18 protein-coding genes are annotated in these 17814 nt (G+C 75.0%); 9 read left to right on the top strand and 9 right to left on the bottom strand.

The genetic code is table 11. From position 1 onward, the window contains the following. Window positions 1-2: 2 nt before the first annotated feature. Window positions 3-1946 (top strand): S9 family peptidase, encoded by a 1944-nt coding sequence (locus H6H00_RS16960; RefSeq protein ID WP_185716734.1) that lies wholly within the window; start codon window positions 3-5, stop codon window positions 1944-1946. Here the strand turns inward: H6H00_RS16960 and H6H00_RS16965 are convergent. The 4 genes from H6H00_RS16965 to H6H00_RS16980 form a co-directional block, all read right to left on the bottom strand. Further along, a complete protein-coding gene (locus H6H00_RS16965) occupies window positions 1943-2809 on the bottom strand; it encodes an amino acid ABC transporter permease (RefSeq protein WP_185716735.1) in 867 nt (288 codons plus the stop codon). The genes H6H00_RS16960 and H6H00_RS16965 overlap by 4 nt on opposite strands. Window positions 2810-2879: 70 nt before the next feature. Then, window positions 2880-3530, bottom strand: coding sequence for an amino acid ABC transporter permease (locus tag H6H00_RS16970; protein WP_185716736.1), 651 nt, complete (start codon window positions 3528-3530; stop codon window positions 2880-2882). A 113-nt stretch (window positions 3531-3643) separates the two neighbouring features. Next, window positions 3644-4531 carry a glutamate ABC transporter substrate-binding protein gene (locus tag H6H00_RS16975; RefSeq protein ID WP_185716737.1) on the bottom strand — a complete coding sequence of 296 codons (888 nt, stop codon included), beginning with the start codon at window positions 4529-4531 and terminating at the stop codon, window positions 3644-3646. Between the two features lie 30 nt (window positions 4532-4561). After that, a complete protein-coding gene (locus H6H00_RS16980) occupies window positions 4562-5290 on the bottom strand; it encodes an amino acid ABC transporter ATP-binding protein (protein WP_185722507.1) in 729 nt (242 codons plus the stop codon). A 128-nt stretch (window positions 5291-5418) separates the two neighbouring features. On the opposite strand from H6H00_RS16980, the gene H6H00_RS16985 reads away from it, so the two are divergent. Next, a complete protein-coding gene (locus H6H00_RS16985) occupies window positions 5419-6096 on the top strand; it encodes a response regulator transcription factor (protein ID WP_185716738.1) in 678 nt (225 codons plus the stop codon). Window positions 6097-6099: 3 nt separating this feature from the next. Next, window positions 6100-7476, top strand: a complete 1377-nt coding sequence (locus H6H00_RS16990; protein ID WP_185716739.1) for a sensor histidine kinase — start codon at window positions 6100-6102, stop codon at window positions 7474-7476. Between the two features lie 3 nt (window positions 7477-7479). On the opposite strand, the gene H6H00_RS16995 is transcribed toward H6H00_RS16990, so the two are convergent. Further along, window positions 7480-7917: an ABA4-like family protein gene (locus tag H6H00_RS16995; protein WP_185716740.1), complete on the bottom strand. Its 438-nt coding sequence runs from the start codon at window positions 7915-7917 to the stop codon at window positions 7480-7482. Next, entirely contained in the window at window positions 7914-8780 is an 867-nt protein-coding gene (locus H6H00_RS17000) for a hypothetical protein (RefSeq protein WP_185716741.1), read from the bottom strand. Before H6H00_RS17000 ends, H6H00_RS16995 begins: the two co-directional genes overlap by 4 nt. A gap of 80 nt (window positions 8781-8860) precedes the next feature. Between H6H00_RS17000 and H6H00_RS17005 the strand changes: the two genes are divergently transcribed. Then, window positions 8861-9574, top strand: a complete 714-nt coding sequence (locus H6H00_RS17005; RefSeq protein ID WP_185716742.1) for a TetR/AcrR family transcriptional regulator — start codon at window positions 8861-8863, stop codon at window positions 9572-9574. Here H6H00_RS17005 and H6H00_RS17010 read toward each other — a convergent pair. Continuing rightward, on the bottom strand, window positions 9553-10515 hold the full coding sequence (locus H6H00_RS17010; RefSeq protein ID WP_185716743.1) for a TAXI family TRAP transporter solute-binding subunit: 963 nt from the start codon (window positions 10513-10515) through the stop codon (window positions 9553-9555). The genes H6H00_RS17005 and H6H00_RS17010 overlap by 22 nt on opposite strands. Window positions 10516-10546: 31 nt before the next feature. Here H6H00_RS17010 and miaB point away from each other — a divergent pair, with 31 nt between their 5' ends. Together miaB and H6H00_RS17020 are read left to right on the top strand one after the other, a co-directional pair. Next, on the top strand, window positions 10547-12004 hold the full coding sequence (gene miaB, locus H6H00_RS17015; RefSeq protein ID WP_379539701.1) for a tRNA (N6-isopentenyl adenosine(37)-C2)-methylthiotransferase MiaB: 1458 nt from the start codon (window positions 10547-10549) through the stop codon (window positions 12002-12004). Further along, window positions 12001-12477, top strand: a complete 477-nt coding sequence (locus H6H00_RS17020) for an Rv2732c family membrane protein (RefSeq protein WP_255425226.1) — start codon at window positions 12001-12003, stop codon at window positions 12475-12477. Before miaB ends, H6H00_RS17020 begins: the two co-directional genes overlap by 4 nt. Before the next feature lie 77 nt (window positions 12478-12554). Here H6H00_RS17020 and H6H00_RS17025 read toward each other — a convergent pair whose 3' ends face one another. Together H6H00_RS17025 and H6H00_RS17030 are read right to left on the bottom strand one after the other, a co-directional pair. Beyond that, window positions 12555-13439 carry a DUF559 domain-containing protein gene (locus H6H00_RS17025; protein WP_185716745.1) on the bottom strand — a complete coding sequence of 295 codons (885 nt, stop codon included), beginning with the start codon at window positions 13437-13439 and terminating at the stop codon, window positions 12555-12557. Between the two features lie 124 nt (window positions 13440-13563). After that, window positions 13564-15207 (bottom strand): DUF349 domain-containing protein, encoded by a 1644-nt coding sequence (locus H6H00_RS17030; RefSeq protein ID WP_255425227.1) that lies wholly within the window; start codon window positions 15205-15207, stop codon window positions 13564-13566. A gap of 210 nt (window positions 15208-15417) precedes the next feature. Between H6H00_RS17030 and H6H00_RS17035 the strand changes: the two genes are divergently transcribed. Genes H6H00_RS17035 through dapF form a run of 3 tightly spaced genes read left to right on the top strand, consistent with a single transcriptional unit; the run spans window position 15418 to window position 17796 of the window. Then, complete coding sequence (locus H6H00_RS17035) at window positions 15418-16107, top strand: class III extradiol ring-cleavage dioxygenase family protein (protein WP_185722510.1); 690 nt, start codon at window positions 15418-15420, stop codon at window positions 16105-16107. Further along, on the top strand, window positions 16095-16976 hold the full coding sequence (gene miaA, locus H6H00_RS17040) for a tRNA (adenosine(37)-N6)-dimethylallyltransferase MiaA (protein WP_185716746.1): 882 nt from the start codon (window positions 16095-16097) through the stop codon (window positions 16974-16976). Before H6H00_RS17035 ends, miaA begins: the two co-directional genes overlap by 13 nt. A gap of 1 nt (window position 16977) precedes the next feature. Continuing rightward, window positions 16978-17796 (top strand): diaminopimelate epimerase, encoded by an 819-nt coding sequence (gene dapF, locus H6H00_RS17045; RefSeq protein WP_185716747.1) that lies wholly within the window; start codon window positions 16978-16980, stop codon window positions 17794-17796. The last annotated feature ends 18 nt before the right edge of the window (window positions 17797-17814 follow it).

The following is a 17814-nucleotide window of genomic DNA, read 5'->3' on the forward strand; positions in this document are numbered from 1 at the left end:
CCGTGACGACCGCTCCGTTCGGATCCTGGCCCACCCCGATCACCTCCGAGCTCGTCGTCGCCGCGGCCGTCTCGCTCGCCGAGGTCCGTGTCGACGGGGCCGAGGTGTACTGGTCGGAGGCCCGGCCCGCCGACGGCGGCCGCACCCAGCTGGTCCGCCGGGCCGCCGACGGCTCCGTCGGGGACCTGCTGCCCGCCGGGTCGAACGCCCGCACCGGGGTGCACGAGTACGGCGGCGGCGCCTGGTGGGTGCAGGACGGCGTCATCTGGTTCACCGAGTGGGCCGACCAGCGCCTGTACCGGCTGGCGGACGGCACCGCCGAGCCCCTGACCCCGGTCCCCGCGGTCGAGCGCGGCGACCGCTACGCCGACGGCGACGTCCACGGCGACGTGATCGTCTGCGTCCGGGAGCGGCACGGGGACGGTGAGCCCCGCAACGAGGTCGTCCGCCTCACCGCGCACGTGCCGACCGATGAGCCGGAGGTGCTGGTCACCGGGCCCGACTTCGTCGCCGCGCCCCGGCTGAGCCCCGACGGCACCACGCTGGCCTGGTTGCAGTGGAACCACCCGTCGATGCCGTGGGACGCCGTCGAGCTCGTCGTCCGCGATCTCGCGACGGGGGAGGAGACCGTGGTCGCGGGCGGGCCGTGGGAGTCGGTGGCGGAGCCGTCCTGGCAGCCGGACGGCTCGCTGTGGTTCGTCTCCGACCGCACCGACTGGTGGAACCTCTACCGCTGGCTGCCCGGCTCCGACATCGAGCCGATCGTGCGGATCGACGCCGAGGTCGGGGTGCCGCAGTGGCGCCTGGCCGGCTCGCGCTACGCCGTGCTCGCCGACGGCGCGGTGGTCTTCGCCCGCCGCCGCGCCGGCTCCGACGCCCTCGCCGTGCGCGGCACCGGCGGCCTGATCGCCGACCTCGACCTGCCGTTCTGCGAGGTCGGCGCCGTGCGCTCGGCGGGCGGCTCGGCCGTCGTCGTCGCCGGGACGCCGACCGCCGAGCCGGGCGTCCACCGCGTCACGCCGCCCGGCCCCGACTCCGACACCGTCGTCGTCACCCTGTGCGCCCCCCGCGACCTGGGTCTCGACCCGGCCGGCGTCGCGGTCGCCGAGCACCTGAGCTTCCCGTCCGTCGACGCCGGGGGCGAGCCGCGCACCGCGCACGCCCTCTACTACGCCCCGGCCAGCGCCACCCACACCGGCCCCGAGGGCGACGCGCCGCCGCTGCTCGTCGTCATCCACGGCGGCCCGACGGCCGCGGCGTCGTCCTCGTTCTCGGTGGCCACCCAGTACTGGACGAGCCGCGGGTTCGCCGTCGTCAGCGTCGACCACGGCGGCTCCACCGGCTACGGCCGCGCCTACCGCGAGGAGCTGCTCGGGCAGTGGGGCGTGATCGACGTCGCCGACTGCCTGGCCGTGGCCCGCCGCCTGGCCGACACCGGCCGCGCCGACCCCGCCCGCCTGCTCATCCGCGGCGGCTCGGCAGGCGGGTTCACCGTGCTCTCCGCGCTGGCCCGCCCCGGGTCGCCGTTCGCGGCGGGCGCCGACCACTTCGGCGTCGCCGACCTCGAGGCGCTGGCCCGCGACACCCACAAGTTCGAGAGCCGCTACCTCGACCGGCTCGTCGGCCCGTACCCGCAGGACCGCGAGACCTACGTCGAGCGCTCCCCGATCCACCAGCTCGCGCAGTTCTCCGCCCCGCTGATCGTGCTGCAGGGGGCGGAGGACGCGATCGTGCCGCCCGCGCAGTCGGAGATGATCGTCGACGCGCTGCGCTCCACGGGCGTCCCCGTCGCCTACCTGCTCTTCGACGGCGAGCAGCACGGCTTCCGGCGCGCGGAGAACATCCGCCGGGCGCTGGACGCCGAGCTGAGCTTCTACGCGCAGATCCTCGGCTTCGAGCTGCCCGCGGCCGAGGGCATCGAGCCGGTGGCGATCGAGAACCTCTAGACCAGCGCCCCCTCCTGGGCCGAGGGTGCGGGCGCGGCACCGGTGGGCGTCGTCGTGCTGCGCGACAGGCGCTTCTCCACGTAGGTGGCCAGCCGGCTCAGTGCGTAGTTGATGACGATGAAGATGATCGCGACGACGAAGAACATCTGCAGCGGGTTCTTGGTCGTCTGGACGATGATCTGCGCCGTCCGCAGCAGCTCCGGGTAGAGGATGATGAAGCCCAGTGCGGTGTCCTTGAGCACCACGACGAGCTGGCTGATCAGCGCCGGGAGCATCACCCGGAACGCCTGGGGGAGCTGGATCAGCCGCAGGCTCTGGCCCCGGGTCATCCCCACCGCCGCGGCGGCCTCCGCCTGGCCGCGGGGCAGCGACGCCACGCCCGCCCGGACGATCTCGGCGATGATCACCGAGTTGTACAGGGTGAGGCCGATGACGAGGTAGGCGAGGATCGGCAGGTCGATCCCGAGCGCCGGCAGGGCGCGCGCCGCGAAGAAGATCGTCACGACGACCGGCAGGCCGCGCAGCAGCTCGACCACGCCGACGACCAGCCAGCGGTACCACGGGGCGCTGACCAGCCTGGTCACGGCCAGCAGGGTGCCGACCACCAGCGAGAACACGACCGCCAGCGCCGCCGCGGCGAGCGTGGCCTGCAGGCCCAGCCCGATGCGCTGCCAGACCAGCGGGAACTCCTCGGTCGTGGGGTCGAGCAGGGGGCCCCACTTTTCCGCGGTGAACTGCTCCTGCTCGGCCAGCCGCAGGACCACCACCACGAGGACCGCCAGCACGACGGCGCCCGCGATCAGGCTGCCGATCAGGATCCGGCGCCGCGACCGCGGCCCCGGGATGTCGTAGAGGACGCTCATCGCACTCCCTCGCTTCGCGAGCTCGGCGCTTCGCGCAGGCGCTGTACCGGTGATTCGCTCGCAGGCTCGCTCATCGCGCGATCGCCACCTTCCGCTCGGCCAGGCCCAGCAGCAGGCCCGCCGGGATGGTCAGGACGAGGTAGCCCAGTGCGACCCCGATCAGCACCGGGATCACGGCGAGCCCGCCGGCCCCGGTGAGCTGCACCCCGACGGAGTACAGGTCGCCGCCGACCCCCACGGCGCCGACGATCGCGGAGTTCTTGATCATCGCGATGAGGACGTTGCCGAGCGGCGGCACCACGGTGCGGACGGCCTGGGGCAGGACGACGACGGTCAGCGTCTGGCCGAAGGTCATGCCCACCGACCGGGCGGCCTCGGCCTGGCCGGGGGCCACCGAGTTGATGCCGCTGCGGATGGCCTCGCAGACGAACGCCGAGGTGTAGAGCGCGAGGCCGGTGACCCCGAACCAGAAGAACGACCCGTTGACCCCGATCTCGGGCAGCCCGAACGCGATCGTGAACAGCACGACGCTGAGCGGGGTGTTGCGCAGCACGGTGACCCAGGCGCTGCCCACCCACTGCAGGGGCGGGGCGGGGGAGACCCGGAACCCGGCCATGATCGTGCCGAGGACGAGTGCCCCGAGCCCGGAGAGCAGGGAGATCTGCAGGGTGGTCAGCACCCCCGTCCCGTACAGCCCGAGGTTGTCGGTGACGGCGTTCACGCCGGTCCTCCTGGTTCGAGTGGGACTGTCGGAGCACGTCGGGGACGTCGACCCGGTGCTACGGGTCGACGTCCCCGACGACGTCGCTCAGATGATCGGACGCTCGGCCGCGATCAGCTGCAGGCGGCGAGCTCGGGCAGCTCGGGAGCGGGCTCCCCGGAGATCTCGCCGGCGGTGGAGTCCCACGCCGCGGCGTAGCTGCCGTCGGCGGCGGCGGCCTGCAGGGTGGAGTTGATGAACTCGCAGAACGCGACGTCGCCCTTGGTGATGCCGATGCCGTAGGGCTCGGCGGTGAAGGACTCGCCGACCAGCTTGAACGCGCCGTCGCTGTCGGCGACGAAGCCGGTCAGGATGACGTTGTCGGTGGTGACGACGTCGACCTGGTTCGTGCGCAGGGCGTCGGCGCACTTGCTGTAGACGTCGAACGTCGTCAGCTGGGCCGGGTCGATGAACTCGGCGATGTTCTTCTCGGGGGTGGACCCGGCGACGGTGCAGACCCGGGCACCGGAGGCGCGCAGCGACTCCTTGTCGGTGACCGCGGTGTAGTCGCTGCGGATCATCAGGGTCTGGCCGGCCTCGTAGTACGGGCCCGCGAAGCTGATGCGCTCCTTGCGGGCGTCGTTGATCGTGTACGTGGCGGCGACGATGTCGACGCGGTCGGTCTCGAGCACCTCCTCGCGCAGCGCGGACGGCGCCTCGGTGTAGGTGATGCCGTCCGGGCCGATGCCCAGGCCGGCCGCGATGATCTTCGCGATCTCGACGTCGAAGCCGGTCGGGGTGCCGTCCAGGCCCTGCAGCCCGAAGCCCGGCTGGTCGAACTTGGTGCCGACGCGCAGGGCGCCCGCCTCGGCCAGCCGCGCCATCGTCGTGCCCGCCTCGAAGGTGGGGGCGTCGGCGACCGGCGGGCCGGAGCTCTCGGCGGGGGCGCCGCCGCAGGCGGTCGCCGTGAGGACGACGGCCGCGACGGTGGCCGCGACCTTCGAGAGGGTGGAGAGGCGCATGGTGGGGCGGGTCCTTCCGTCGGGGCGGAGCTAGTGGGACAGGATCTTGCCGAGGAAGTCCTTGGCACGGTCCGAGGTGGGCTGGGAGAAGAACGTCTCCGGTGCGGCGTCCTCGACGATCTCGCCGTCGGACATGAACACGACGCGGTGCGCGGCGCGGCGGGCGAAGCCCATCTCGTGGGTGACCACGAGCATGGTCATGCCCTCCTTGGCCAGCGTCGTCATGACGTCGAGGACCTCGTTGACCATCTCCGGGTCGAGCGCGGAGGTGGGCTCGTCGAACAGCATGACCTTGGGCTTCATCGCCAGTGCGCGGGCGATCGCCGCGCGCTGCTGCTGGCCGCCGGAGAGCTGGGCGGGGTACTTGTCCTTCTGGTTCGCGATCCCGACGCGCTCCAGGAGCGCGAGGCCGTTCTTCTCGGCCTCGGCCTTGTTCGTCCGGCGCACCTTCAGCGGTGCGAGCGTGACGTTCTCCAGGATCGTCTTGTGCGCGAACAGGTTGAAGCTCTGGAACACCATGCCGACGTCGGCGCGCAGCCCGGCCAGCGCCTTGCCCTCGGCGGGGAGGTCGGTGCCGTCGACCTGGATGGTGCCCGAGTCGATCGGCTCCAGCCGGTTGATCGTGCGGCAGAGCGTCGACTTGCCGGAGCCGGACGGTCCGAGGACCACCACGACCTGTCCCGGCTCCACGTCGAGGTTGATGTCGCGCAGGACGTGGAGGTCGCCGAAGTGCTTGTCGACGGACGCCATGCGGATCATGGGGGTATCACTCACGGGTGCCTCCGAGCATGGCGGGACGCTAGGGCGAATCGGACACCACAGTCCAGCATCTTGAGGCACCCATAGGGTTTCGCTGCGATAACGAGATCTCGGGGAGACTGGGGCGCGTGCACATCCTGCTGGTGGAGGACGACGACCGGATCGCGGCGGCGCTGCGCCCGGCGCTGCACCGCCACGGCATGACCACGACCCGCCTCTCGCACGGCCGCGGGGCGGTCGACGCGCTCGCCGGCGTCGACGTCGTGCTGCTCGACCTGGGCCTGCCCGACGTCGACGGCGTGGACGTCTGCCGCGCGATCCGGGCCGCCAGCGAGGTGCCGGTGATCGTGGTGTCGGCGCGCGGGGAGGTCGACGACCGCATCCTCGGCCTGCACTCCGGTGCCGACGACTACCTCGTCAAGCCCTACGACATCGGCGAGCTCGTGGCGCGGGTGCACGCGGTGTACCGGCGGCGGCGGGTGGAGTCGGCGACGGAGGGCGTGGCCGACGTCGTCGAGGTCGACGGGGTGCGCGTCGACCTCACCCGGCACACGGTCGCCGTCGGGGACCGGCCGGTGACGCTCACCCGCAAGGAGTTCCAGGTGCTCGCGCTGCTGGCGAGCTCGGGCGGGGCGGTGTGCACGCGGAACCGGATCGTGGCCGAGGTGTGGGGCCGGACCTGGGCGGGGGCCAACCGCACGCTCGACGTGCACGTAGCGACGCTGCGCACCAAGCTCGGGCGGCCGGAGCTGGTGCAGACCGTCCGCGGGGTCGGGTACCGCCTCGGGCTCCCCGGGGCGGAGTGAGCGGTGGGGGCGCGGCTGCTGGTGATCATGGTCCTCGTGGTGGGGCTGCTCGCCGCGGGCCTCGGGGTGCCGCTGGCGCTGGCCAGCGCCGCGGCGTCGCAGCAGGACCTGTTCACCAACCGGCTGATCGACACCATCTACTACGCCTCGTCGGCCGAGCGCCCGCTCACCGAGGCCGACACCTCCCAGCTCGAGGCCGCGCTGCGCCGCTACGACGAGATCTACGGCGACGCCGTGCTCGTCCTCGACACCTCCGGCGACGCGGTGGTGGCCTCGCGCACCCCCGCCCCGGTCCTCGACGAGAACGGCCGCGAACGGGTCACCCTCGCGCTGGCCCGCCAGCCGTCGAAGCCGTACCCGCTGATCCTGCCGTGGGACGACCGCCCGCTGGTGCTCGCCGAGCCGGTGCTCGCCGACACCGAGGTCCGCGGGGTCGTCGTCACGATCTCCTCCACGGCGGCGGTGCGGGCCGACGAGCTGCGGACGTGGTCGCTGGTCGCGGTGGCCGCGCTGGTGGCGCTCGCGCTCGGCGTGCTCGTCGCGCTGCCGGTGGTGCGCTGGATCCTGCGCCCGGTGCGGCGCCTCGACGAGGGCACCGGGCGCGTCGCCGCAGCCGTGCTCGCCGGGGCGCGACCCGACCCGGTGTCGGACAACTCCGGCCCGCCCGAGCTGCGCCGCCTCTCCGCGTCGTTCGACCGCATGGCCGAGCAGGTGACGCAGGCCTACTCCGCGCAGCGCGCGTTCGTCGCCGACGCGAGCCACCAGCTCCGCAACCCGCTCACCGCGCTGAGCCTGCGGCTGTCCAACCTGCACGGCCGCGTCGACGCCGACGCGGCCGAGGACCACGTCGCCGCGCTCGAGGAGGCCGAGCGCCTGTCCACCCTGCTCGACGGCCTGCTGGCCCTCGCGCGCGCCGAGCGCACGGTCCCGCTGGTCCCGCTCGCGGTCGACGACGGCGTCGACGACCGGCTGGAGGCCTGGCGCCCGCTCGCCGAGCACAGCGGCCTCGAGCTCGTGCGCGACGGGCCGCGCGGGCTGCGGGCGACCGGGCCGGCGGGGGCCGTCGAGACGGTGCTCGACGCGGTGCTCGACAACGCCGTCAAGTTCACCCCGGCGGGCGGCACGGTGACGGTGCGGACGGCGGTGCGCGGCGACCACGTCGAGATCGCGGTGCGCGACACCGGCCCGGGGCTCGCCCCCGACGAGCTCGACCGCGCCACCGACCGCTTCTGGCGCAGCCCCGGCCAGATCAACACCGAGGGATCGGGGCTGGGGCTGGCGATCGCGGCCCGGACCGTCGAGCTCGGGGGAGGGCAGCTGCTGCTGGAGCTGCCGTCGGGGGGCGGGCTGCGGGTGGTGGCGCGGTTGCCGCGGGCCTGAGGTTCAGGCCGGCACCGCCGGCCGCGCCGGCGCCAGTGCCCGCACGGCCAGGTACGCGAGCAGCCCGAGCGGGGCGAGCAGGATCGTCAGCAGCAGCACCGGCGCCATGACGAGCGGGTGGACGCCGCGCTCGCGGGCGTCGAGGTGGCACCAGCGGCCGACGAACAGGTCGAACGCGATGAAGTGCGCCCAGCCCGCCGCCGCGCCGACAGGCGTCCCGAGGAGGGCGGCGACGCCCGCGAGCCGCGGGTCCGCGACGGCGGGCAGCACCGTGCCGAGCTCGGGCAGCACCGCCAGGGCGTAGACGAGCGCGGCCGGCACGACGATCAGCGGCGAGGCGACGATCCGCTGCGTCCACGACCAGGTCGGGGCCAGGATCATCAGTGCCCAGAACGGCAGCGCGAGCGGGAAGGCCAGCGCGAACAGCGTCCCCGCGCTCACGCCGGCACCCGCGCCCGGCCGGCGACCAGCGCCCCGGCGGCGCCCAGCACGACCACGGCGAGCGCGCCCAGGGTGAGCGCGTCCGGGGCGAGCAGCGGCTGCCCGCGCAGCGCCTGCCAGGTCAGCAGCAGCACCACCGCGCCGTAGGCGACCGCGGCGACGGTGACGATCCGCGTGCGCGCCGCCTCGGAGTACCGCCCGGTCGCCGCGAGCGCCGCGGCGAGCAGTGGCAGCGCCTGCAGGGCGTGCATGCCGACGAAGTGCCCGATGCGCAGGTCGCCGCCCGTCGTGCTCCAGCCGACGAGCAACAGCCCCGGGCCGCCGTCGGGGACGCCGACCGCGTGCGACCCGATCGCCGACATGACGAACCCGACCCCCATGCCGAGCAGCCCGACGACCAGCCCCAGCCGGATCGCCGTACCGGCCGCGCGGTCGCGCCCCGGCTCGCGCAGGAACCGCAATGCGATGGCGGCGGTCGCCAGCCAGAGCACCACGATCGTCACGCCCATGAGGGCGAACAGCAGGGAGTCGCCGAGGGTGTCGTCGTTGAAGTGGCTGCGCACGCCGCGCGCGGCCTGGCCGACGATGATCAGGATCTCGATCGCCCCGGCCGTCGTGATCGCCCAGCCGGCCCGCCGCAGCGCGGGCTCGCGGAGCTGGCCGAGCATCCAGGCCAGCGTGAAGGAGTACGCGGCGAGCGAGATGCTGAACTTCAGCGGTTTGAACCACAGCGGCGCGCCGAGCAGCGTGCGCTGGTCGAGCACCGCGGCGAGCAGCAGGACGGCGGTGAGCGCGGTCATGGCGATCGCGAACCCGTACAGGCCGCGGTGGCCGCGCCGGGCGTCGGAGAGGACGGCGGTCATGAGCTTCCCCTGACACTGTTAGTCTCGGTGAACGGCGTCAGTGTGCGATGCCCGACTAACACTGTCAAGGAGTTCTGAAGGTGTCAGCTGTACGGGACCGGCGGCGGGCCGAGACGGTCCGCGAGATCAAGGAGGCGGCGGTCGCGCAGCTGGCGGAGGTCGGGCCGGGCGCGCTGTCGCTGCGGGCCGTCGCGCGGGCCGTCGGGATGACCGTGCAGTCGCTCTACCACTACTTCGACAGCCGCGACGCCCTGCTCACCGCCCTGATGGACGACGCGCACCACGCGCTCGCCGATGCGGTGCAGGCCGCGGCCGACTCCTCCCGCGGCGCCCCGCCCGCCGCCCGCCGCTGGGCGGCCACGTCGGCGTTCCGGGAGTGGGCGCTCACCCACGGCGCCCAGTTCCTGCTGCTCTACGGCACGCCGGTGCCGGGCTTCGCCCCGGTCCCCGACAGCGGGACCGGCGAGGCCGCGCTGCGGCTCGCGGCGCCCTTCGTCGACGTGGTGTTCGACGGCTGGACCCCGGCCGAGCTCGCGGCGGTCCCGCTCGCACCGGGTGCGGAGGCGATCGACGGCGCCGCGCCGCCGCAGATCCCGCTGCCGGCGGGCGCGCTGGCCTACTTCCTGGAGCTGCGGGCCCGGATGCACGGGCTCGTGGTGCTGGAGCTGGTCGGGCACCTGCACCCGCTGCAGGAGGTCGCCGGTGCGCTGTACGCCGGGGCGATGCACCACATGACGGCCGAGATCGACGAGCGGCGGGCGCTCGCGGCCGGTCAGCCCCGCTCGGACCGGTAGAACTGCTCCGCCCCGGGGTGCAGCAGCACCGGCTCGGTGCCGATCGCGGCGCGCGGGTCGATCGTCAGCGCCGCCGGCCCGGCCTGCGCGAGCTGCTCCTGCTCGGCGAAGAGCACCTCGACGAGTGACCGGGCGAGGTCGTCGGGCATCGCGGCGGCGACGAGCAGCAGGTTGCGCACCAGCATGGTCGTGACCGGCGTCGTGATCCCGGGGTAGCCCCGCGCGGGGACGGTGCCCGGGGCGTAGACCGGGAACCGCCTGCGGACGGCGTCGAGCACGCCGTCCTCGGTGAGGTCCAGCAGCCGGATCGGCACGACCGCGGCCAGCTGCTCGACGGCGGGGGTCGGCAGCCCGCCGGACCAGAAGAACGCGTCGACGGAGCCCTCGGCCATCGCGTCGACGGAGTCGTCGAGGCCGAGCTGCACGCCCTGCACGTCGGAGGCCCCGAGCCCGGCGGCGTCGAGCAGGCGCCGGGCCACCACCGACACCCCCGAGTCGGCCGCCCCGACCGACACCCGCGCGCCCCGCAGCCCGGAGACCGTCGTGATCGGCGAGTCCGCGGGCACCACGACGTGCAGCACGTCGTCGTAGATCCGGGCCAGTGCGCGCGGGGCGGCCGGGTCGTCCGCGGCGATCCCGACCAGCCGTTCCGCGGCCGCGTCGACCTGGCTGAACACGACCTCCGCCGCGCCGTCGGCGAGCAGCGCCACGTTCTCCAGCGAGCCCGCGGTGGTGAGCACGACCGGGGTCCGGACCAGCCCGAGCTCGGCGCGCCACGAGCGGGCCAGCGCGCTCCCGAGGCGGTAGTACACGCCGCGGGCCGAGCCGGTGGCCAGCCGCAGCCGGGTCTGCGCGAACGGGGCGGCGCAGCCCGGCAGGGCACCCACCGCGCCCGCCGCGGCGAGCGCGGCCAGCACGGTGCGTCGTGAGACCGCCGCCATGGACGCATCCTGCCAGGCCTACCCTGTGACGGTGAGTCGCAGCTACACGGTCCGCACCTACGGGTGCCAGATGAACGTCCACGACTCCGAGCGCATGGCCGGGCTGCTCGAGGAGGCGGGGTACACCCGATCCGCCACCGACGACAGCGCCGACGTGGTCGTGTTCAACACCTGCGCGGTCCGCGAGAACGCCGACAACCGCCTCTACGGCAACCTCAGCCACCTCGCGCCGGTCAAGCGCGAGCGCCCGGGCATGCAGATCGCCGTCGGCGGGTGCCTGGCCCAGAAGGACCGCGCCGAGATCGTCCGCCGTGCGCCGTGGGTCGACGTCGTGTTCGGCACCCACAACGTGCACGCGCTGCCCGTCCTGCTGGAGCGTGCGCGGCACAACGCGGCCGCGCAGGTGGAGATCGCCGAGTCGCTGGAGGTCTTCCCGTCGACGCTGCCGGCGCGGCGCGAGTCGACCTACGCCGGCTGGGTGTCGATCTCGGTGGGCTGCAACAACACCTGCACGTTCTGCATCGTCCCGGCACTGCGCGGCACGGAGAAGGACCGGCGCCCCGGCGACGTCCTCGCCGAGGTGCAGGCGCTGGTCGCCGACGGCGTGCTCGAGGTGACGCTGCTCGGCCAGAACGTCAACGCCTACGGGGTGGAGTTCGGCGACCGGCAGGCCTTCGCGAAGCTGCTGCGCGCGTGCGGGTCGATCGACGGGCTGGAGCGCGTCCGCTTCACCTCCCCGCACCCGCGCGACTTCACCTCCGACGTCATCGCCGCGATGGCCGAGACGCCGAACGTGTGCCCGCAGCTGCACATGCCGCTGCAGTCCGGGTCCGACCGGATGCTCAGGGCGATGCGCCGCTCGTACCGCTCGTCGCGTTACCTGTCGATCATCGACGAGGTGCGCGCCTCGCTCCCGGACGCCGCGATCACCACCGACATCATCGTCGGCTTCCCCGGCGAGACCGAGGAGGACTTCCAGGCCACGCTCGACGTCGTCGCGGCCGCCCGGTTCGCCTCGGCGTTCACCTTCCAGTACTCCCAGCGCCCGGGCACGCCCGCAGCCGACCTGCCCGACCAGCTGCCCAAGGCCGTCGTCCAGGAGCGGTACATGCGGCTCGTCGCGCTGCAGGAGGAGATCTCCTGGGCGGCCAACCGCGCGCTGGAGGGCCGGGTCGTCGAGGTGCTCGTCGCGGCGGGGGAGGGCAAGAAGGACAGCGCCACCCACCGGCTGTCGGGTCGCGCGCGGGACGGGCGTCTGGTGCACTTCTCCCCGGGGGACGCCCACGTCCGCCCGGGTGACGTCGTGGAGGTCGAGATCTCCTACGGAGCGCCGCACCACCTCGTCTCGGACGCAGCCCTGCGCTCGCACCGGCGGACGCGGGCCGGCGACGCGTCCGTCGCCCCCGGGCGCGGCACCGGGTTGGGTCTGCCCGGGTTCGGCGCACCCGCGCCGCTGCCCGTCACGAGCGGATGCGGAGCGACCTCATGACCGACCAGGAGCGCATGACCGACCGGGATCGCGCGCTCGACGCGGAGATGCGGGGCATCGCCCGCACGATCGAGCGGCGCACCGACCCGGGCGGCACCGCGGTCACGGTGTCGGTCGCGGTGCTCGTCCTGCTGGCCTCGCTGGCCCTGCCGTGGACGGGCCCGGTGCTGGGCTGGCAGGTGCTCGCCGGACTCGCCCCCGACCTCGGGGTGCTGCCGCGCCTGTTCACCTTCACCTCCGTCGGGATCGGCGTCGTCGGCTCGGCCCTGGCCCTGTCGACGCGCTGGTGGGCCCTGGCCTGGGTGTGCGCGGTCGGCAGCGGGATCTCCGTCGTCACCGGGGTGTGGGCGGTGTGGTCGCGGCAGACCGTGGTGCTCGACGGCGGCACCGGCCCGCACGTCGGCCTGATCCTCGCGGTGGTCACGATGGTGGTGCTGGCGGCGTCCTGGTCGAGCATCGCCCTGCGCCGCTGACGCCCGCTGCTCCGCCCATGATCACCGTCTCGGCGCGTTCGCGGCCATCCTCGGCCGGAGATGCACCCAACTGGTGATCATGGACGCGCGGCCGCGGCGAGGGCGGCCCGGATCTCGCCCAGGACGTAGTCCGGGCGGTGCGTCAGGTCGTGCCAGGTGAAGCGGAGCAGGTCCCACCGCGCACGGACCAGCGCGTTGCCCTTGTGGCGGTCGGCCCGGAACCGGTCGACGTCCATGTGCCACGCCCACCCGTCCACCTCGACGGCGACCTGTGCGTCCGGGAACGCGACGTCGATGGTCCACGGCCCGAACGGCCGACCGCGTTCCCAGCCGGTCAGGCCGGCCGCCCGTAGGATCGCGATCAGCAGCCGTTCGGCGGCCGAGTCGGCTCGGTTGGCCGCGGCGGTGAGCAGGACACCGATCCGGGCGGCCCCGTCGGCGCCCATGTTCCGGCAGTACGCGCGGTACACGGTCGGGAACGTCACGTGCCTCTGCAGTGCACGGTCCAGGAACACCGATCCCTCCGGCACGGCGATCGCCGTCTCCAGTGCGGTCAGCGGACCGGCGGTGAAGCGCATGTACCCGATCCCGACGACGTCGGTGGGGCTCAGATCGCGCCGCCGGACCCGGACGCCGGGGTAGGGCCGCAGCCCCGACCGGCGCGGCACCGTCACCTCGGTGACCTGCGGTGGGCGGTCGAGCATGCCCGTCCACCATGCGGCCGCCGGACCGGACACGGCGCCGCGGTCGCCGGCCCACAGGGCGGCCGCACCGATCTCCGTGCGCGGCGTGATCGGGTGACCGGCGGCGAGGAAGACCCGCGGGGCGGGTCGCTGCCATCCCTCGGCCGCAACCCGTCGCCGCAGCGTGCGGCCGGGAAGACCGTGCACCGCAGCCTGTGCGGCCGTGATCAGCCCGTACTGCCGCTCCAGCAGACCGAGTACCCCGGGATTCGCCACCATGCGCAGCACGATGACGGGCCGGCACCCCTCGCCGTGGGCGTTTCGGGGAAGTCTCCCGGCCATGATCGCCAGTTCGGCGCGTTCCCGGCCGGATGTGGCCGGAAACGCGCCGGGACGGTGATCGTCAGCGGGTCTGGACGGCCTGCTCGGCCGTGGTGAGCCACTCCCGCCACTGGTCGGCCTGGCTGCGGGCCTGCTCGGCGCGGCGGGCGTCGCCGGCCGCCTCGGCCTTCTCCGCCTGGGCCTCGAACTGCGCGACGCGGTCGCGGAACTGCGCGACCCGGGCCTCGGCCTCGGGGTCGGTCCGCCGCCACTGGCGGTCGCCCGCCTCCCGCACCCTGTCCTCGACGGCCTTGAGCCGGGCCTCGAGCGGGCGGATGTCGTCACGCGGGACCTTGCCGATCTCCTCCCAGCGCTCCTGGACCAGGCGCAGGGCGTTGCGGGCGGCGGCCGGGTCCGAGGTGTCGATCTTCTCGGCCTCGGTGAGCAGCGCCTTCTTCGCCTCCGCGTTGGCGGCGAACTCGGCGTCGCGCTCGTCGAAGGTGGCGGAGCGGCGGGCGAAGAACGCGTCCTGGGCGGAGCGGAAGCGCTGCCACAGGGCGTCGTCGGTGTCCTTCTGGGCCCGCCCGGCGGCCTTCCACTCCGTCATCAGGTCGCGGAAGCGGGCGGCGGTGGGGCCCCAGTCGTCGGAACCGGAGAGCTTCTCCGCCTCGACGACCAGCTCCTCCTTGGCCGCCCGGGCGGCGCTGCGCTGACGGTCGAGGTCGGCGAAGTGCGAGCCGCGGCGGCGGTTGAACGCCTCGCGGGCCTTGGAGAAGCGCTTCCACAGCTGCTCGTCGGTCTTGCGGTCGATGCCGCGGATGGTGCGCCACTCGTCGAGGATCACGGTGAAGCGGTCGCCCGCCTGCTTCCACTGCGTGGCCTCGGCGGCGAGCACCTCGGCCTCGGCCGCGAGCTCCTCCTTGCGGGCGACGGACGCGGCGCGCTGGGCGTCGCGGGCGGAGCGGGCCGCGCTGACGCCCTGCTCGGCCAGCGCCACCACCTCGTCGAGGCGGGCGGCGAGCCCCGGCACGTCACCGACGACGGACGCCTCCTCCAGCCCGCCGCGCAGGCCACGGGCCGCGGTGAGGGTCTGCTTCGGGTCCCCACCGCCGGCCGTCAGACGGGCGGCGAGCAGCTCGACCTCGGTGAGCAGGTCGTCGAAGCGGCGGGCGAAGTGCGCCAGGCCCTCGGCGGGGGCACCGGCCTGCCACGACCCGACGACGCGCTCACCGTCGTCGGTGCGCAGGTAGATGGTGCCCTCGTCGTCGACGCGGCCCCAGCGGGACGGGTCGGCGCTCGCGGCGGTGACCGGCGACGGCTGGGCGACGGGGGCGGCGGCCGCGACCGGCTCCGCCTGCTCCGCGACGGCGGCGGGCCGGGCGGCCGGGCGGGCCGCGGCGGGCGGCGGGCCGGGACGCGGCGCCGGCCGGGGCGGCCCGGGCCGGGGGGCGGGCGCGGACGGGGCCGGCGCGACCGGGGGACTCGGCACGGCGGCTGCGGAGCCGACCTCGACGGGGGCGGCGGCCTCCGCGGCGGGGGCGGCGTCGGTCGCGGGGGCGGCGTCCGGGGGGGCGGCGTCCGGGGTGGCGGCGGGCGGCGGGCCGGGGACGACGGGGGCCGGGTCGGTCCCGGTGTCGGCGGGGGACCCCCCGTGCGGATCGGCCGCGCCCTCCCGGACCGGGGTCGTCCCGGTGGTCTGGTCCTCCGTCGTGCGCTGCTCCGACACCGTGTCCTCCTGTAGTCCGGCCCACCGCGAGCGGCGGGCGCCCCGCCGTGGCGGGGCCGTGCACAGCGGCCGGGACCGGTCGTGTGACCGGCGGCCGTCCGGCGATTCAAACAGCTCAGCGGGCGCACGGGAACCGCCCGGCCGGGCGGCGCCGCCAGCGGCCGTTCCCGGTCGACGAGGAGCCGGGCCTACGCTCGGCCCGTGCCGTCCATGGTCGTCGTGCTGCCGCAACCACCGCTGCTCGTGCCGGAGCTCGCGGGCGGCGCCGCCGCGGAGACCGCCGACCTGCGCGCCGCCTGCCGCGCCGCGGCCGCCCGGCTCGGCGCCGCGACCTCGTCGTGGGTCGCGGTCGGCTCCGACGCGGGCGGGCGGCGCACCGTCGGCCCGGACACCCGGGGCTCGTTCGTCGGGTTCGGCGCCGACGTCGTGGTGGCGCTGGACCCCGCATCGACCGCCCCGGTCGACCCCGACCTCCCGCTCCCGCTGCTGGTCGCCGGCTGGGCCGCGGCCGGGACCGGGGCACGGGTCCGCGGCGAGCTGGTCGCCCCCGACGCCCCGCCCGCGGAGTGCGCGGCGCTGGGCGCCGAGCTGGCGACGGAGCCGGTGGGGCTGCTCGTCGTCGGCGACGGCTCGGCCAAGCACACGCTGAAGGCCCCCGGCCACCTCGACGAGCGCTCCGGCCCCTTCGACGACGCCGTCGCCGCCGCCCTGCGCGACGCCGACCCCGCGGCCCTCGCGGCGCTGGACCCCGCACTCGGCGACGACCTGTGGGCGGCCGGGCGCGCCCCGTGGCAGGTGCTGGCCGCCGCCGCGGCCGGGCAGCGCTGGACGGGGGAGCTGCTCTGGTCCGGCGCCCCGTACGGCGTCGGGTACCACGTGGCGGTCTGGTGCCGCGCCTGATCGTCGTGGCCGGGCCGACCGCGACCGGCAAGTCCGCGCTGGGGCTGGCACTGGCGCAGCACCTGGGCGGCGAGATCGTCAACGCCGACGCGATGGCGCTCTACCGCGGCCTCGACATCGGCACCGCGAAGCCGACCCCCGCCGAGCGCGCGGCCGTGCCCCACCACCTCCTCGACGTCCTCGACGTCACCGAGACCGCGTCGGTCGCCGCCTACCAGCGCGACGCCCGCACGGTGATCGAGGCGCTGCTCGCGGCGGGCCGCACCCCGGTGCTGGTGGGCGGGTCGGGGCTCTACGTGCAGTCGGTCGTCGACGAGCTGGAGTTCCCCGGCACCGACCCCGCCCTGCGCGCGGAGCTGGAGACCGAGCTGGCCGCGCACGGCCCGGCCGCCCTGCACGCCCGTCTCGCCGCCGTCGACCCGGCCGCGGCCGACGTCGTGCTCCCCGGCAACGGGCGCCGGATCGTGCGGGCGCTGGAGGTCGTCGCGCTCACCGGGAAGCCGTTCCCGGCGCGGCTGCCCGACTCCGCCGTCCCGCGCTACGACGCGGTGCTGCTCGGCATCGACCGCCCCACCGACGAGCTCGACGTCCGCGTGGCCCGCCGGGTCGCCCGCATGTTCGCCGCCGGGATCGTCGAGGAGACCCGGTCGCTGGAGGGCCTGCGCGACGGGCTCACCGCGTCGCGCGCGCTGGGCTACCAGCAGATCCTCGCCGGCGGGGAGATGACGACCGCGGCCGCCGACACCGTCCGCGCGACGCGCCGGTTCGTCCGCCGCCAGCGCTCGTGGTTCCGGCGCGACCGGCGGGTGCGGTGGCTCGACGGCGCCGCACCCGATCTCCTCGGGCGCGCACTGGCGCTATCGTCGTGACGTGCAGTTCAGCAAGGGTCACGGCACCGAGAACGACTTCGTGGTGCTCCCCGACCCCGACGGTGCCCTCGACCTGACACCCGCCCGTGTCGCCGCGCTGTGCGACCGGCGTCGCGGCCTGGGGGCCGACGGCGTGCTCCGCGTCGTCCGCTGGGCCGCGCTCGGTGACGGGCCCCCGCCCGAGCCGGGCGTCGAGTGGTTCATGGACTACCGCAACGCCGACGGCAGCCTGGCCGAGATGTGCGGCAACGGCGTCCGCGTCTACGCCCGCTACCTCGCCCACCGCGGCTGGCTCGCCGACGGCGCCGACCTGGCGCTGGGCACCCGCGGTGGCGTCCGCACCGTGCGCCTCGACGGCGCCGAGGTGTCGGTCGACATGGGGCGGGCGGCCGTCGGGGAGGCCAGCACCGCGAGCGTCGACGGGGTGGCGTTCGCGGGCGTCGCGGTCGACGTCGGCAACCCGCACCTGGCCTGCGTCACCGACGTCGCGATCGACCAGCTCGACCTCACCCGCCCGCCCGGCCACGACCCGTCGCTGTTCCCGCACGGGGTGAACGTCGAGTTCGTGACGCCGATCGAGGACGACGAGGTCGCGATGCGGGTGCACGAGCGCGGCGTCGGGGAGACCCGATCCTGCGGCACCGGAACGGTCGCCGCCGTGGTGGCCGCGCTGCGCCACGCCGGGCGCGACACCGGCACCGTCGGCGTCTCGACGCCCGGCGGCCGGCTGCGCGTCACCGTCACCGACTCCACGACGGTCCTGCACGGGCCCGCAGTGCTGGTCGCGCACGGTGACCTCGACGGGGAATCCCTCGGCTAGAACCGGCGTTGTCGTGGG

Origin of the sequence: Pseudonocardia petroleophila, assembly GCF_014235185.1 — a bacterium.
Lineage (GTDB): Bacteria > Actinomycetota > Actinomycetes > Mycobacteriales > Pseudonocardiaceae > Pseudonocardia > Pseudonocardia petroleophila.